The following is an 18,300-nucleotide window of genomic DNA, read 5'->3' as shown; positions in this document are numbered from 1 at the left end:
GAGTCTGTTCCCGTTCTCCGCTGTATCCTTTCGCTGCGCTTCAGGGATGCCGCTTCGCCCGGGGCTAAACAATTGGTGGTGCAAGAAAATACAGAACGCCTACCTACCTCTTTCATAAGCATTCATTTTTTATTTCTTGCAAAGCCCTCGTTCAATAAACCTTATTGAAGCGGTTATCCTTTTTGCTGCACCGTCAAAAATGTTTTCACGAACCCTCACAAAAAGATAGAAGCGGAAAGAAGGACTGCCAGATCAGAAAAGCACCAACCTTGCTTTACAAAAGATTTAAATTGTTTTTTTGGAGCGCATGGGCACAGCAGCTATTAGAGTCTGTTCCCGTTCTTCGCTGTATCCTTTCGCTGCGCTACAGGGATGCCGCTTCGCCCGGGGCTAAACAGCAATCGGTTGCAAGGAAACATGAAGCTCGCTACAAATTTAAGTAGAGCGGTTGCCAGTCTGAGAAGAATAAATTAAAATAGATCCTTAGACTATATTGGCATTAATAGATTTCGATAGAAAAATCGTCATCTCGACCGAAGCACTGCGGAGTGGAGAGATCTTTAAACTATATTGTTGAAATCGAATTTAAAGATTTCTTCCCGAATCTTCGGGATCGAAATGACGATACTTCTAATTGACTCACCTCTTTAAATTCTCCTGTAATTTATATTGATTTTTACACCATAAATTATCCCTCAGGTTGACATTAATTTAATTTCTCTGCCAATAATTTCATTTCAATGTGCGGCGAACGGTTTTCATAAATAATACTGTGCACCGCCTTGCAAATTGGCATATCTACATTGTACGCCTGATTTTTAATATGCATACACTTAACCGCATAATAACCTTCAGCAACCATATTCATCTCCAATTGGGCAGATTTTACGGTGTAACCTTTGCCTACCATGTTACCAAACGTACGGTTGCGGCTGAACTGCGAATACGCTGTAACCAACAAATCGCCAAGATATGCCGACTCCATAATATCCCTATTGATGGGGTGAACGGCATCAACAAAACGTTTAATCTCGCGGATGGCATTGCTGATCAATACGGCCTGAAAGTTATCGCCATAACCTATGCCATGACAAATACCGCTGGCTACGGCATAAATATTTTTTAAAACCGCAGCATATTCCGTCCCGAAAATATCGTCTGATACGTTTGTTTTAATGTATCGGGTATTTAAAAATGAAGCAAATGTTGATGCCTTGTCTACATCGGTACAGGCTATGGTTAGGTATGATAATTTTTCTAAAGCTACTTCTTCGGCATGGCATGGTCCGCTAACCACTAAAATATCATCGTATGGGATATTATAATTTTCGTGCAAAAATTCGCCGATAATCAGATTATCTTCGGGTACTATGCCTTTTATGGCTGAAATGATTTTTTTGCCCTTTAAATCTTCGGCGGTAATGGAAGTTAAAGTGTCTTTTAAAAATGCTGCCGGAACGTTTAGAATTACAAATTCGGCAGATTTTATGATGGAATTGATATCTGAAGAGATATGGTCGTCCTGAGTAAGTTTAATCTCAACAGAACTGATATAATTAGGGTTGTGTTTAAATTTTTTAATGTGCGCTATGGCTGCCTCGTTGCGCATCCACCAAAAAATTTCCTTTTCAGATAAATTATCTGCAAGCATTTTAACAATGGCAGTAGCCCAGCTCCCGCCCCCAATCATTGCTATTTTAGGTACCATGTTTATAAAAAATGTTTAAGGTAAAAGGTGTAAAGGCCTTTTAAAGGCTTAAGGCAAAAGGTGTAAGGTGTAAGGCTAGGACCAATTGCCCCTCAACCTTAAACCTTACACCCTAAACCCTTAGGAATACACCTTAAACAACGCAAGTTACTATTTCTTGCTATTAATTATAAACTACTTCTTAGCGTCTTTGCTAAACAATTGGTCTTTAGATGTTTTTTCTACAATCATTCCGTCTTTTAATTTGTTTTGGATGGCAGAATAAGGACCAGTAACAATTTCTTGGCCAGTTTTAACACCAGATTTCACGATAATAAACTGGTCATTTTGGATTCCTGTGGTTACCTCTGTCTTTTTAACCTTTTTAGTTTTAGCATCGTAAGCATAAATATATTGCTTCACTTTTTTATCGGTTAATTTAGATTTCTGCTTATCGGTGTTTTCCTGATTGCCCTGGTTTTGACCAGCATCGCCAGATTTACCATTATCAGTAAATACAGCCTGAATTGGAATAGCTAAACCTGTTAACGATTCGCTTTCGATATCAACTGTGGCCGACATGCCTGGGCGGAAAATAGATTGTTGTTTACCCGCTAGTTCTTCAGTAATCCTGATTTTTACAGAGAAATTGGTTACCTGATCTACTGAAGTAGATACCGCAGTACCAACAGCTGTTGATGAACTTGCAATTTCGGTTACTACACCTCTAAATTTTTTATCGGAGAAAGCATCAACCTCAATCGAAGCTTTATCGCCAACTTTAACACGGGTAATATCGTTTTCGTTAACATCAACATTAACTTCCATTGATGATAGGTTAGAGATACGCATAATTTCTGTACCTGCCATTTGCGAAGTTCCTAAAATACGATCTCCCAATTCGATTGACAATTTTGAAACCACGCCATCAACCGGAGCATAAATTGTTGTTTTAGCTAAGTTTGCACCAGCTTCTTTAACATTTGCCCCTGTTTGCTCTAAAGTAAATTTAGCACCGGTTACATTTTCTTTTGCGCTGGCCAAATTGGCTTTTGCTGTTAAAAAAGCAGCCTTTGCCGCATCAAACTCTGAAGCCGATATTACTTTTTTCTTAAAAAGCTCTACATTACGTTTGTAAGTTGCGTCTGCATTTACAAAGTTAGCCTGGTTTTGTGCCAATTGTTGTTGCGCAGCTGCAACACTTGATTTTTGCGCATTAAAACTCGCTACGGTTCTCTCGTAGCCTGATTGCAAAACATCCGGACGTACTTTACAAAGCAATTGGCCTGCTTTAACAATATCCCCTTCTTTTACCTTTAATTCTACTACCTCTCCCGATACTTCAGAACTTAATTTAACCTCAGTTTCTGGTTGAATTTTACCACTAGCAGTAACTGTTTCAACAACAGTTTTATCTGATGCTTTTTCTGTAGTTACTTTTTCGGCTTTGTTCCCGCCTATAACTCCAGTTAGCTTTAGTATAACTAGAAGAGCTATGATAGCAACTACGGTAATAATAATGTGCTTCAGTTTCATAATTTATTGATTGTATTTCGTTTGTTGTATTATGTAATGTTTTAAAGTTAAAACGTTGTAATGTTATGGTATAAAACCAAAGCTTCCTTTTTTATTTTTTAGCTTTTAATCTTAAAATGTGATCTGTTTGCCTAAATAGTAATCAATTACTTTTGCCCTGAATAAAAGATCATATTTAGCCTGGATAAAATCTATTTCGGCTTTGTTTCTATTGGTTTGAGCAGTACTGTAATCCAGTGAGTTTACCAAACCTACATTGTAACGTTGATCAATTACATAAAAAGCATCTTTCTGGGCCTGAAAAGCATTTTGGGTAGAAGAGTATCTACTTTGTGCAGCACTAAGATCGGCAACTGCCTGATTGATTACTTTTACCAAATTATTTTTTGATAGCTGCTCATCTGTTTTACGCTGCATCCAGTTAATTTTCGCTTTTCTAACTGCCGATCTGGTCGTGAATCCGTTAAAAATCGGAACGGAAATTCCCATACTCACATACTGACCAAAGTTATCAGATAATTGATCGGTAAATTTCGATATCGGAAAACTCGAATTAAACTGATAGTAATAAGCCGATCCTAAACCAGCTCCTAAACTAATCTGAGGAAAGAATCCACCCTTAGCTACAGCAATACCTTTTTCGGCTGCTTTACTGTTTAATTCCGCTAATTTAATATCAGGGAATGTGGCTAAAGCCTGGTTATAGATATCAGTAGGTACATAAGTGGTTTGAATATTGCTCATCTCATTAACCAAAGGAGGCTGAACCTTAAAAGTCATTGGAGGTTGAATCTCCATCAATTGGCCTAAAGTTAAATAAGATATGGTTAGCTGGTTTTGAGCATTTGTTAAATTAAGCTCTGCCGTGGCTGCCTGCGATTTTGCCTGAGAAATATCGGCCAGGGTTTTATTTCCAACATCTAATAGTGCTTGTTCCCTTTTTAAAGTAGAATTGGCTACATCTAATTGTTGCTTTGTAGCCTTTACCTGATCTTCATTATTTAACACCTGAAGATAAGCCGTAACCACCTGAAGAATCAGATCGTTCTTTACCTTTTCTACATTGGTTTCGTTAGCGGCCAGTAAAATTTTGTTTTGTCTGATCTGGTTGAGTTTAGTACCACCTTCAAAAAGCGAAACATTCGTACTTACATTTGGACTTAAATTATAATTTTGAGTGTTTTCGAATAAACCTGAAACCTGTTGACTTCTACCCCATTGCATCGACTGGTTAATGGTACCATTTAAGGTAGGTAAGAGCGCATTTTTAGATTGACGAACAGTTTCTTCACTTAAAGAAGCACTAAAAGCGGCTTGTTTAATATTTAAATTGTTTTTTAATGTGTTTTCTACTGCCTGTTGAATACTGATAACTTCTTGAGCCTTAATTTTCTGACTAAAACTTAATGCTACTAATAACGCAGATCCGGTAACTAACTTATTCTTGGTAAACATCTTCATAATTTGTTTCAAATCTATATAAACAACTTTAATAATTTCAATCTGTACAGGCATTTAGTAACTTTACTGCTAAAATGTACCTGATCAAATCACCGCTTCTGCTAAAATGGTATTATCCATCACTATTATGGAATAAATCCCGCACCGAAAAAGTTATTTATTTGACCTTTGACGATGGACCTATACCCAATGTTACAGATTTTGTATTAAAAACTTTAAAAGTCTTTAATGCTAAAGCTACATTTTTTTGCATTGGCGATAATATTGTAAAACACCCCGAAGTTTTTGAACGTGTAAAAAACGACGGACATGCCATTGGCAACCATACTTTCAATCATTTAAAAGGCTGGAAAACCGATAATGAAACCTACCTTCAAAATACACTAAAATGCCAGGGACTTACACAAACAAATCTGTTCCGCCCACCATACGGGAGAATTAAGAAGTCTCAAATCTCAAATCTCAAATCTCAAATCCCAGGACTAAAAATCATAATGTGGGATGTACTCAGCGGCGATTTCGACACTAAGCTTTCGCCCGAAAAATGTTATCAAAACGTGATTAAACATACCGAAAATGGTTCTATAATTGTATTTCATGATAGTTTAAAAGCATTCGATCGTTTATCTTACGCACTTCCCAAAGTATTGGCTTATTTTAGTGAAAAAGGTTTTACATTTTCAACGCTTTAGCCTTAAGCTAATCTTATGCCAAGGCATCAAATACACACTAACAATCTGATTATAAATAAATTAATATATCAAAAAAACAAATAACTGTTCAAAATCGCACAAATCTGTCCGATAACGAACGGTTAACCCAGATTAAGATTCTATCGTTTATGACTACTTTTTACCTATTAACAGTCGCCCCGATTAACATTATTTGTAACGAACAGTTTTTGGCTTCTTTTCTTAATGCGATCGTCATCAGGCTGTATCATATTTGTAATTCCATTCGAATTTGTCACGTTGAGCTTGTCGAAACGCCTTTCGAGATTTAAACAAGTCCTTCGACAGGCTCAGGATGACAATTCTATTTACGAGGCAGCCTCAAATAGACCCTGAAATGAATTCAGGGTGACGATTATAATATAAGCCGGTAAGAATGGAGATTTTAACTTATACGAGGCACACATAAAACACTTACTAATTACATAAACCCAGCCATAACTTATGTGATTTTACGACCTTTAATCCCTCTCTTTTTTTGTTGTTTAGAATAATTCCAAATTACTTAATCGCCTGCCCAAATTACATTTAAGGGTTGTTTTTTGCTATTTTTGTTTTAACCAAAAAACTCGGCCTTATTGGCTCAGTAAACGCAAATTAATATACAAAAACAGTATTCTTTTTTGTAAAAAGCGGGTGTACATTCTGTTGCACAATCTTATAACAAAAAGAGTAAAATAGCTAAGATGAGTATTTATAACGATTATATCCAGGAGATTGAAGACAGAAAAGCTCAAGGTCTTCATCCCAAACCTATTGATGGAGCAGAATTATTGAGTGAAATCATCGATCAAATCAAAAATGTAAATAATTTTAACAGGGCAGATGCTGTTAATTTTTTCATATACAACACCTTGCCGGGTACTACCGGAGCTGCTGGTGTAAAAGCAGAATTTTTAAAAGAAATTATTTTAGGTGGAACTATCGTTGCAGAAATTACGCCTGATTTTGCTTTCGAATTGTTATCGCATATGAAGGGCGGATCTTCTATCAAAGTTTTGTTAGACATCGCTTTGGCAGATAATGGTGATAAAGCCCATAAAGCTGCAGATGTACTTAAAACACAGGTTTTCTTATACGATGCAGATACCGATCGTTTAAAAGAAGCTTACAACAATGGCAATGCCATCGCTAAAGAAATATTAGAAAGTTATGCCAGGGCTGAGTTCTTCACTAATCTTCCTGAAGTACCAGAAGAAATCAAAGTGGTAACTTTTATCGCTGGTATTGGCGATATTTCTACAGATTTATTGTCTCCAGGTAACCAGGCACACTCTCGTTCAGATCGCGAATTGCATGGCAAATGCATGATTACGCCAGAGGCTCAGGAGGAAATTAAAGCATTGCAAGCGCAACACCCTGATAAAAGTGTAATGCTGGTAGCTGAAAAAGGTACCATGGGTGTAGGTTCTTCACGTATGTCGGGGGTAAACAATGTTGCACTTTGGACGGGTAAAAAATCTAGCCCTTATATTCCATTTGTGAACATCGCCCCAATTGTAGGTGGCACCAATGGCATTTCTCCAATTTTCTTAACAACAGTTGATGTAACAGGCGGTATTGGTATCGACCTTAAAAACTGGGTAAAGAAAACGGATGAAAATGGCAATGTTATCCGTAACGAAAATGACGAGCCGGTTTTAGAGCAGGTTTATTCTATAGAAACGGGTACAGTACTTACCATTAATACAAAAACTAAAAAATTATACAATGGAGATCAAGAACTGATCGACATTTCAAAAGCGTTGACACCGCAAAAAATGGAATTTATCAAAGCTGGTAGTTCTTATGCTATCGTTTTTGGAAAAAAAATCCAAACTTTTGCAGCCAAAACTTTAGCTATCGAACCTTCGCTAGTATTCGCTCCTGCTAAAGAGGTATCTATTGAAGGCCAAGGTTTAACGGCTGTAGAAAAAATCTTCAATAGAAATGCGGTTGGTTTAACACAGGGCAAGGTTTTACATGCTGGTTCTGACGTTCGTGTAGAAGTAAACATTGTAGGTTCTCAAGACACAACAGGTTTGATGACCGCTCAGGAATTAGAAGCGATGGCTGCTACAGTTATTTCTCCGATTGTTGATGGCGCTTATCAATCTGGCTGTCATACCGCATCTGTTTGGGACAAAAAAGCACAGGCAAACATCCCTAAATTGATGAAGTTCATGAATGACTTCGGCGTAATTACTGCCCGCGACCCTAAAGGCGAATATCATTCAATGACAGATGTTATTCACAAGGTACTGAACGACATTACTATTGATGAGTGGGCAATTATCATCGGTGGTGATTCGCACACGCGTATGTCTAAAGGTGTAGCTTTCGGTGCAGATTCTGGTACAGTGGCATTGGCACTGGCAACTGGTGAGGCTTCTATGCCAATTCCTGAGTCGGTAAAAGTAACATTCAAAGGTCAAATGAAAGAACACATGGATTTCCGTGATGTAGTTCATGCAACACAATTGCAAATGTTGCAACAGTTTGATGGCGAAAATGTATTCCAGGGCCGTATTATCGAGGTACACATTGGTACTTTATTGGCTGATCAGGCTTTTACCTTTACAGACTGGACAGCTGAGATGAAAGCAAAAGCATCTATTTGTATTTCGCAAGACGATACATTAATCCAATCGTTAGAAATTGCTAAAAACCGCATTCAAATCATGATAGACAAGGGTATGGACAACCATAACCAGGTTTTACAAGGATTGATCAATAAAGCAAACAAACGTATTGAAGAAATTAAAACCGGTATTAAGCCAGCTTTAATGCCAGATGATAATGCCAAATACTATGCAGAAGTAGTTATTGACCTGGATATCATCAACGAGCCAATGATTGCCGATCCGGATGTGAACAATGCAGATGTTTCTAAACGTTATACGCATGATACCATCAGAGACTTAACCTTTTATGGTGGCGATAAAAAAGTAGACCTTGGTTTCGTAGGTTCTTGTATGGTACATAAAGACGACTTGAAAATCGTTTCTCAGATGTTGAAAAACGTAGAGACACTTACTGGTAAAGTAGAGTTCAAAGCTCCCTTGGTAGTTGCGGCCCCTACTTACAATATCATCGATGAGTTGAAAGCAGAAGGCGATTGGGAGTACTTACAAAAATACTCAGGATTTGAGTTCAGCGATGCTTTACCTAAGGCTGCAGCGCGTACCGAATATGAGAACATCATGTACTTGGAACGTCCGGGCTGTAACCTATGCATGGGAAACCAGGAGAAAGCGGCCAAAGGCGATACTGTAATGGCTACGTCAACCCGTTTATTCCAGGGCCGCGTGGTGGAAGATAAAGATGGTAAAAAAGGAGAGTCTTTATTGGCATCAACACCGGTAGTGGTTCTTTCTGCTATTTTAGGTCGTATTCCAAGCATTGAGGAATATAAAGTAGCGGTAGAAGGCATCAACTTAACCAAGTTCACACCTATTTCTACAAAACAATAAGAAACAAATAAACATATTTTTTGTTAATAAAGCACAAAGGCTGTCCCATAATAGGATAGCCTTTTTATTTACACTAACAATTGAATAGAATGGTTTTAAATAACATAATTTGACAAATCTTAAAAATAAGTATATTAAAAATTGTTTAATTTAGTTAGTGTTGTTATTGACAATAATTTTAAAAAAAATAAAGTATGGCTTTTGATATAGACATGATTAAAAAGGTTTATGCAAGCTTTGGCAGCCGCGTTGAGGCTGCGCGTAAAGTGGTTGGCAGACCTTTAACATTATCTGAAAAAATATTGTATACACACCTTTGGGATGGAGATCCTAAAACGGCGTTTAAACGTGGCTCTGACTACGTAGATTTTGCACCAGATCGGGTTGCGATGCAGGATGCAACAGCTCAAATGGCATTATTGCAATTTATGCAAGCTGGTCGTCCACAAGTGGCTGTACCTTCTACAGTTCATTGCGATCACTTAATTACGGCTAAAGAAGGTGCTGCAATAGATTTACCTCATGCTAAAACCGAAAGTGCCGAAGTTTTTGATTTCTTATCTTCTGTATCGAACAAATACGGTATCGGTTTCTGGAAACCAGGTGCTGGTATTATTCACCAGGTGGTTTTAGAAAATTATGCTTTTCCAGGTGGAATGATGATCGGAACCGACTCGCATACCGTAAATGCGGGTGGCTTGGGTATGGTTGCCATTGGAGTTGGTGGTGCTGATGCCTGCGATGTAATGGCGGGTTTACCTTGGGAGCTTAAATTCCCTAAGTTAATCGGCGTAAAGTTAACAGGAAAATTAAACGGGTGGACTGCTGCTAAAGATGTAATTCTTAAAGTTGCGGGTATCCTTACCGTAAAAGGTGGTACAGGAGCAATTGTAGAATATTTTGGCGATGGCGCCACCTCAATGAGCTGTACAGGTAAAGGCACCATTTGTAACATGGGCGCCGAGATTGGTGCAACCACTTCTACTTTTGGTTATGACGAAAGTATGGAACGTTATTTACGCGCTACGGGTAGAAATGAAGTTGCTGATGAAGCAAATAAAATAAAGGAATATTTAACAGGTGATGCTGAAGTTTATGCTGATCCGGAAAACTATTTCGATCAGGTCATTGAAATCGATCTGGATACTTTAGAGCCATACCTAAATGGCCCTTTTACACCAGATTTAGCTACTCCGGTTTCGCAGATGAAAGTTGAGGCAGAGAAAAATGGCTGGCCTTTAAAAGTAGAATGGGGATTGATCGGTTCTTGTACCAACTCTTCTTACGAGGATTTATCAAGAGCAGCCTCTATCGCAAACCAGGCTATTGCAAAAGGTTTGGTAACCAAATCGGCATTCGGTATCAACCCTGGATCTGAGCAGGTACGTTATACTGCAGACCGTGATGGTTTCCTAAAAACTTTCGAAGATTTAGACGCAACAATTTTTACCAATGCCTGCGGACCATGTATTGGGATGTGGGATCGTACCGGGGCAGAAAAAGCAGAAAAAAATACGATCGTACACTCGTTTAACAGAAACTTTGCTAAACGTGCAGATGGGAACCCTAATACTTTCGCTTTCGTGGCTTCACCAGAAATGGTTGCTGCAATTGCAATTTCAGGTAATTTAGGCTTTAATCCATTAACCGATACTTTAACAAACGATAAAGGCGAACAGGTTAAATTAGATCCACCTACCGGTTTTGAACTGCCAACAAAAGGTTTCGCTGTAGAAGATGCAGGTTATCAGGCACCAGCAGCTGATGGTTCATCCGTTCAGGTTTTGGTTTCTCCAACTTCGCACCGTTTACAATTGTTAGATCCATTTACCCCTTGGGAAGGTACCGACTTAAAAGGTTTAAAACTTTTAATCAAAGCCAAAGGTAAATGTACAACAGATCATATCTCAATGGCTGGTCCATGGTTAAAATTCCGTGGTCACTTAGATAACATTTCTAACAACATGCTTATTGGTGCGGTTAATTATTTCAACGATAAAACAGATAACGTTAAAAATGAATTAACGGGTGAATATGGTCCGGTTCCTGCAACCCAACGCGATTATAAAGCTGCCGGCTTGGGATCTATTGTTGTTGGTGACGAAAACTATGGCGAAGGTTCATCACGTGAACATGCCGCTATGGAACCTCGACACTTAGGTGTTCGTGCTGTATTGGTAAAATCTTTTGCCCGTATCCACGAAACCAACCTGAAGAAACAAGGTATGTTAGGTTTAACCTTTGCAGATAAAGATGATTATGATAAAATCTTAGAGGATGATACCATCGATATCGTAGGCTTAACAGAATTCGCTCCAGATAAACCATTAACATTAGTATTACATCACGCTGATGGCACCCAGGAGCAATTCCCTGTTAACCACAGTTATAACGATCAACAAATCGAATGGTTTAAAGCTGGTGGTGCGCTAAATATTATTCGGGCTGAAGCAGCGGCTAAGGCAGCGCTTTTGTAAATTGAAGTCCGAAGTCCAGGGTCGGAAGTTCGAGATTTGGATGACATCATATCAATCCCGTTTTGTTAAATCAGAACGGGATTTTTTGTTCTTTTACCAGATACCGCTTAAAATGATATCTGTTTCTCTAATTTGTCACATTGAGCTTGTCGAAATGCCTTAAAATCGTTTTAAAAAGTTCTCGACAGGCTATTAATGACAAATTCTAAAAATCGGCCGTCTTTCCCGCAAAGGCGGGAATCTTAAAGCAACCGACAAGCCCCTACCAAGGCATTATGATTATCTTCGATGAGCACTTCGTGGTTCCCAATCGAGTTGGGAATGACGAAACCCCGTATCCTGTCACCGTCACTCCATTGTTTTTCTAAAAGTGATTTCTCAGTATGACAAATCTATCATTTAGGATTTAACCTCTTTCTTTTTTCGGAAAGCTTTGCAGTAGTTCTTGGGTTGGGGTTAGTCCCGCTAATGCTGCTGCAGGTTGAAGGAACCAGCATTCGCGTATATCGGGTTTAGATGGCAGAGACAGAGGTGCTTTTCACACAAAGATTCCCTGGATGCCATGAGGGAGATTTTGCCTTCCTTGCAGGAAATGAGCTTTCTAGCCCCAGGCGCAGCGGCATCCCTGAAGCGCAGCGTAAGGATATAGCGAAGCATGGGAACGAACCTTAATAACCTGAGTTCGATTATTAAATCTCACTTTGTGACGTTTTAATCAAGTTTTCTGTTAAGTCGGTCGTCACCCTGAATTTATTTCAGGGTCTTTCCTGCCAAAAAAGATGCTGAAACAAGTTCAGCATGACGATAAGATTAGGAATAAACCTTGTCTGATAGTATTTTTACAATTTAATAATCGAACTCAGGTTAATAGCTGTTACTGACCCTGCGCTTCAAAAAAAGACTTGTATAATTAGATTGCTTCACACCATCACAAAAGCCTCTGCTTCATTCGCAATGACGAGCTTTGTATTATTCAAACTCATAGCCGCAATCGTAGCAATGATGACATTTATTGGCCTTGATGGGTGTAGTTAGGGTTAAAAAGGCAAGTATAGTTGCCCAAATACTGTATTTTTTATTGGTAGCCATTCCATAACCCACATTGGTAGATCCACATTTCTCGCAAACTGTTCTATTTTCCGCTGGTTCTTCTTCACCAACAATTTCATCTGATGATTCAAAAGCCAAACTATTGTCTTCAGCTAGTAAAGCATTAATGGCCTCTACATCTCTTTCAAAAACAATGAGTTTTACACCGCCAATGGCCTGATTGTAATTTAAGGTTGCAACATTTTCATCCGCAAGGAAACAGGCAAATCCACTATCTTCCAATTTAGCTTTAATAATATTGGCCTCCATCGGATTGTAATAGGTGCTGTAAACTACTGTTCTATCATTCATAATCCAAACATAAGAATTTGTTTGACTTAAATAGTCCTCGTTTGCAACTAGGATTAGCGAGATCTGCATTTATAATGCACAAGTGTAAAATGATGGCGATCAAATCGCCTTTCTCCTTCATCCTCGTTACAAACGAGGACGATGTATAGGCCTATTTCTTCAAAAACTCCTGCCACCAATAGCCCGAATCTTTAATGCTACGTTCTTGCGTTTTAAAGTCGTTATAGATCAGCCCAAACCTTGCCGTAAAGCCCTCGGCCCATTCAAAATTATCCATTAATGTCCAGGCCATATAACCGCTTACATTTATGCCTTCCTTTTTGAGCTTTAGCAGTGCATTTAAATAAAGTTTAAAATATTCGATCCGCTCAGGGTCTTCTACCCTACCGTTGATCAATTTGTCATGATAAGCGGCACCATTTTCCGTGATTATGATATTTTTGACATTTGGGTAAGCGGCAAACTGTTTCACAATATTATAGAAACTATCAGCATTTACCTCCCATCCCATTGCGGTATGGGGCTTTTTTCTGCTCTTGGCTTTTACCTCCCAGGCCTGAATAACCGGAATAAAGGCATTATACTTAACCACCAAAGGGAAATAATTTTGAAGACCAATAAAGTCAAAATCAAATTTCATCCGTTCGTGAAGCCGCCAGGTACCATATTCGATCTGAAATTTCTCTAACACATCCCAATTGGCAGTGGGAAAACCCATGCCTTGTGTAGGTTCTACAAAAAGACGGTTCATTAGGCAATCAACACGTTTTGCAGCAAGGATATCACCATCACTATGGGTACTTGGAATTACTTCCGAGCAAGAAAAAGTAGTCCCGATATTAGCCTTGCTAATTTCTGCACGTAAAATCTTGCCACCATCTGCCTGGGCCAGTGCGGTATGTAATACCGCTGAAAAGAAATTTCCTAATCCAGTTTTCCCTGGGGCATGAACGCCTAACATATACCCCAAAGAAGTATAACCGAAAGGCTCATTCAACACAATCCAGTTTTTCACTTTATCGCCATATTCTAGCGCACAGATACTCACAAAAGCATTAAAAGCAGCGTTGATGCTAAAGCTTGTCCAGCCTCCCTCATCTTCTAAAGCCTGTGGTAAATCCCAGTGATAAAGCGTTATGTAGGGTGTTATTCCATGGGTTAAACATTCATCAATAAGATTGTGATAAAAACGGATGCCTTCCTGGTTAATCTCTCCCCTACCTGCAGGTAAAATGCGCGACCAGGCAATAGAAAACCTAAACACTTTAAAGCCCAGCAGTTTAACCAAAGCTACATCTTCAGCATACCGGTGATAAAAATCGCAAGCAGGATCTAATTTGTGATTCTTTTTTATTTTTCCATTTTTCGCAGTAAAGGTATCCCAAATGGAAGGGCCTTTACCGTACTGGGTGGCTGTACCTTCTATTTGGGCCGCAGCAGTAGCCACACCCCATAAAAAATCCGAGCCAAAATCGCTTGCATTAATCATTCGTTATCAATTAATTGCCATAAGTTGCGAGTTTAATATTAATAAATCGTTAACAATTGAAATGATTCGAAATGAAAACATTTTTTAATATTTTTACGCTATGCGCTACTCCTCATTAATTTCTTTTTTATTGGTATTATTAAGCCTCTCTGCCTTTGGAAAATTTACCCCTCCTGTTAATGATGAACTGATAAACGCCATAAATATTACTAATACAAGTGCATATTGCAGTGGCGATGCCGAATTTAATAATTTAGAAGCTACTCCGAGCAATTATAATAAAGGTTTAAACTGGCCAGCTGTTGGAAAAGATGTTTGGTTTAAGTTTACGGCATCTAAATTTGATGTAAACATTTCTGTTAGTGGAAAAATTAACACCAATAGTACAAACACTTTAATTGATCCGTTGGTTGCCTTATATTCATTTGATGCAGCAACTGGTTCTATAAGCGAGTTACCCGGCACGCTGGCCACATCAAACAATGTTAATTCTTTATACAAAGGCGCTTTAACGGTAGGACAGATTTACTATGTTAGGGTTAGCGCAGCAAATAACGTTACCGGTACCTTTAAACTTTGCATAGATAATTATTTCCCACCAATACGGCCAGGACAAGACTGCGGGACATTTTCAGTGCTGTGCACAAAAGAAACATTTACCCAGTTAAATGTAACTGGCTCGGGAGCAAATAATCACGAATCGGCCGGAACCTGCCTAGGTACAGAATCTAACTCTGCCTGGTATATGTTTAAGGCCTCTGCACCCGGCGACTTTACTTTTGTAATCACACCTACTGTAACCACAAACGACATTGACTGGATTTTTTATGATTTAGGCGTGAACGGGGATTGTAGTATGGTGAATGCTTCAAATGCAATCAGATGCGCATCAGGAAGTGGTGTAACCTGTAGCCCCACATATTATAAAACTGGCCTGAGTATGACGGAAACTGATTTGACAGAGTCGGCGGGTTGTCCACCTGGTCAAAATGGCTTTGTAAAATACGTAGACCTGCAACAGGATCATGTTTACGCATTACTTATAGATAATTATTCAGGAGGAAATAATGGCTTTACGCTAGAATTCGGTGGTACGGCTGATTTTGCAGGTCCAACAGCCGAAATTGATGTTAAGAAACTAAATCCATGTACCGATAGCCAAGCGTATATTTTCGAAAGCAGAGCACAGAATTTCGCTGCTTTAAAATGGTCTTTTGGTGAAGGTGCAAGCTTGGTTTCGGCCACAACAGCCGGGCCGTTTACCGTAACATACAACACGCCTGGAGAGAAAGTTGTGGTTTTAGAAGCAAAAGGCACAAACGGGTGCAATGTTGTAACTACACAAACTTTTATTGTAGCAAACACACCTGAAAAACCTGCTATAATGGCTTCAAATGTTAATTTATGTCAGGGAGATGTATTAAAATTATCAACTCCTTTTTTAAACTTAGCAAACTACCACTGGTCAGGGCCAAACGGTTTTATTTCAACAAAACAAAACCCCGAAATCCAGGTAAGCGGAGCAGAAATAGTTGGCACATATAAGCTTTATGTTCAGGTTGGAGACTGTGTTAGTGAGGTAAATTCCGTCGATATTCTATCGGTTGATTTGAAACCTGAAGCAATGTTTTCGATTGAGGTTAATAATAAATGCGAAGCAAACCAGTCCTTTTCGTTTATCAATACTTCTAAAAATTACACGAAGCTCACCTGGGATTTTGGTCCAGGCGTAAAAAGCCAGGTTGCAATTAATAACGACAGTAAAATATTAACCTTCACTGAGACAGGGCTTAAAACAATCAGGCTGACAGTTGAAACCAATAATGGTTGTGTTTCTACTTTTACAAAAGATATTTTGGTAGAATTGAAGCCAGAAAAACCAGAAATTAGTATCAATCAGGCATTGTTTTGTTTAAAAGACATCATAAAATTAGCTGTACCCGCACAAGAAGGTATTACTTATGCATGGAGCGGGCCAAACAATTATAACGCGACCACAAATGCCATTGAAATTCCGGTAACAAACCTTAATCTGGCAGGACAGTATCAGGTTGTGTTAACATCAGGCTCTTGTAGCTCCGAACCAGCAATTATCGTTATTCCGGCCATTGCCAGAATTCCTGTAGCTAAATTTTATACCGAACCTACCTTCGACGTTAAGTTTTCTGCTCCGGCCCCCATTACATTTACGAATACGTCGCTTTATGGAGATTTTTACGAATGGGATTTTGGCGATGGAATTACTTCTTCAGACCAAAACCCCACCCATATTTATCAAACCGATGGATTATTCAGAATTACTTTAACTGCATTTTCTAAAAACGGCTGCGCAAATTCAATCACCCAAGGCGATCTGATCATCAAAAAAAATGCATCTACATTTGTTCCAAATGCATTCTCGCCAAACGGCGATGGAATCAATGATGAATTGGTTGTTGGTGTAACAAACCTTGGGAAATATAGCATCCACATTTATAACCGACTGGGTACCCAGGTTTTCTTTACCAATAACATATTTGAAAACTGGGACGGTACTTTTAAAGGCAACGAACTCCCTGTTGGCGTATATTATTACGTTATATTGGGCACTAACTTATCAAATAAAAATGTCAAATATTCAGGTTCAATAACCCTTCTCAGATAGTTTAGTAATGCGTCATGTTATAAACCTTAAGGTGCTTTAAATACTGTAGTATCTTGAGCAACTTTAGGTACAGTGTAATTTCCGGTATCTAAATTTACTTTAGGCAATATTTTTTTAATACCTGCTAAATCGGTTTTAGTAATTCCAGTATGGTACACATACAGAAATTTTAAATTTTTTAGTTTCTTTAATTGATTAATCCCTTTTACAGTAATTTTTGTCCCGACCAAACTCAATGATTGTAACTGATCTAAATCTTTCAGCGATGCTAAACCTGCATCTGTGATCTGGGTATTGTTTAGGTTTAACCTGGTTAAGTTTTTGCAATCTTTTATTGCAGTTAAGGTTTGATCGTTTACTTTATTGTTTTCTAACTTAAGCCAAAGGAGCTGTTTTTCGATTGATTTTATCAGGTCCAAAACATCTTTGCCCATCGATTGTGCATTGATAAAATTGGCCGAAAGGTAATTGGTATTCTGGGCAACCGGGAATACGGTAATCCCTGCATCGGTAAACTTTTTCAATACTTTATTATCAACTGCCGAAATTTCTTCAGTTGGAATATCACTGGCTTTGATTTGCCCGGCCCCACTTTCGCCTTTTTGCAGGCTGGCTAAAATTGTTTTTATATTTTCTGGTTGAGGAAGATCTTTAAATTTCTTTTTAAAATCGGCGCCATTATCAATCCACCATTTTAATAAGGCAATCTCATTGTTAGTAAGTTGAGGCTTTTCTTTAGGCGCCATGTGGTCTTCATCATTCAATGGCAATAAAATCCGCTTCATCAGCTCACTATCATCAGCTTTACCCTTTACCAGGGTGTGTCCATCTTCTCCACCTTTTAAAATATATGCTTCTTGATCTAACCTAAGCTTGCCTTTCTGCTTTTCGCTGCCATGGCAACTATAACACCTATTTTGAAAGAGTGGTTGAATAGCATTTTGGTAAACAAAGGCTTCCTGAACATTGGGAATTGGTGGTATGGCTGCACCACCTTTTGTACTGCCCGATTTTAACGGTGCGGTTAAATAATCAGAACCATGGGTTAAAGAACCGCCTAAATGCCCCGTAATTGAAATGAGCACGATGAGAACCACCGCTATTGTACCTAGTATGGCATTTGATTTAACCTTTTGGTAAATAATCCACAATATAAAAGATAAAACAGCAACACTGATTCCCATCCATTGGTGATTACTCACGAGTTTCCCGTCATAATCGCCGCCATTGGCCAATAAATAACCAGTAATGCAAGATACTACAGCACTTAACGCACCCAGAAGCAGCATAATAGGAATGGCTGGTTTTAGGTTGATAAACTTTGCAGCAAATGATAAGAGAATACATATACAGCCAAGTAACAAAATTCCGATAGGAAGGTGGACAAAAACTGGGTGAAAGCGGCCGAAAAACTCTAACATC

Annotated in this window: 10 protein-coding genes; 4 read left to right on the top strand and 6 right to left on the bottom strand. The window is 38.6% G+C overall.

From position 1 onward, the window contains the following. Positions 1-706: 706 nt before the first annotated feature. From AC1DNH_RS08130 to AC1DNH_RS08120, 3 genes are all read right to left on the bottom strand, one after another. Positions 707-1,708 carry an NAD(P)H-dependent glycerol-3-phosphate dehydrogenase gene (locus AC1DNH_RS08130; protein ID WP_477608531.1) on the bottom strand — a complete coding sequence of 334 codons (1,002 nt, stop codon included), beginning with the start codon at positions 1,706-1,708 and terminating at the stop codon, positions 707-709. 174 nt (positions 1,709-1,882) lie between these two features. Further along, the gene (locus tag AC1DNH_RS08125; protein WP_477608533.1) at positions 1,883-3,223 is read right to left on the bottom strand and encodes an efflux RND transporter periplasmic adaptor subunit; all 1,341 of its coding nucleotides are present in this window, start codon (positions 3,221-3,223) and stop codon (positions 1,883-1,885) included. A 111-nt stretch (positions 3,224-3,334) separates the two neighbouring features. Continuing rightward, positions 3,335-4,678 carry a TolC family protein gene (locus AC1DNH_RS08120; RefSeq protein ID WP_477625296.1) on the bottom strand — a complete coding sequence of 448 codons (1,344 nt, stop codon included), beginning with the start codon at positions 4,676-4,678 and terminating at the stop codon, positions 3,335-3,337. Between the two features lie 80 nt (positions 4,679-4,758). Here AC1DNH_RS08120 and AC1DNH_RS08115 point away from each other — a divergent pair, with 80 nt between their 5' ends. The 3 genes from AC1DNH_RS08115 (at position 4,759) to AC1DNH_RS08105 (ending at position 11,344) form a co-directional block, all read left to right on the top strand. After that, positions 4,759-5,376, top strand: a complete 618-nt coding sequence (locus AC1DNH_RS08115) for a polysaccharide deacetylase family protein (RefSeq protein WP_477608535.1) — start codon at positions 4,759-4,761, stop codon at positions 5,374-5,376. A 725-nt stretch (positions 5,377-6,101) separates the two neighbouring features. Next, positions 6,102-8,867 (top strand): bifunctional aconitate hydratase 2/2-methylisocitrate dehydratase, encoded by a 2,766-nt coding sequence (locus tag AC1DNH_RS08110; protein ID WP_477608537.1) that lies wholly within the window; start codon positions 6,102-6,104, stop codon positions 8,865-8,867. A 194-nt stretch (positions 8,868-9,061) separates the two neighbouring features. Continuing rightward, positions 9,062-11,344: an aconitate hydratase gene (locus AC1DNH_RS08105; protein WP_477625295.1), complete on the top strand. Its 2,283-nt coding sequence runs from the start codon at positions 9,062-9,064 to the stop codon at positions 11,342-11,344. Between the two features lie 969 nt (positions 11,345-12,313). On the opposite strand, the gene AC1DNH_RS08100 is transcribed toward AC1DNH_RS08105, so the two are convergent. Further along, entirely contained in the window at positions 12,314-12,745 is a 432-nt protein-coding gene (locus AC1DNH_RS08100; protein WP_477582686.1) for a putative signal transducing protein, read from the bottom strand. Between the two features lie 151 nt (positions 12,746-12,896). Continuing rightward, on the bottom strand, positions 12,897-14,234 hold the full coding sequence (locus AC1DNH_RS08095; RefSeq protein ID WP_477582685.1) for a GH1 family beta-glucosidase: 1,338 nt from the start codon (positions 14,232-14,234) through the stop codon (positions 12,897-12,899). A gap of 100 nt (positions 14,235-14,334) precedes the next feature. Between AC1DNH_RS08095 and AC1DNH_RS08090 the strand changes: the two genes are divergently transcribed. After that, complete coding sequence (locus AC1DNH_RS08090; RefSeq protein WP_477582683.1) at positions 14,335-16,878, top strand: PKD domain-containing protein; 2,544 nt, start codon at positions 14,335-14,337, stop codon at positions 16,876-16,878. Between the two features lie 26 nt (positions 16,879-16,904). On the opposite strand, the gene AC1DNH_RS08085 is transcribed toward AC1DNH_RS08090, so the two are convergent. Further along, positions 16,905-18,299, bottom strand: a complete 1,395-nt coding sequence (locus AC1DNH_RS08085; RefSeq protein WP_477625294.1) for a c-type cytochrome domain-containing protein — start codon at positions 18,297-18,299, stop codon at positions 16,905-16,907. Position 18,300: the final 1 nt, after the last annotated feature.

It is taken from the genome of Pedobacter sp. 01N310 (assembly GCF_056399805.1).
The sequence above is the reverse complement of the archived record's forward strand: the minus strand, read 5'-3'. Positions and strand labels throughout refer to the sequence as shown.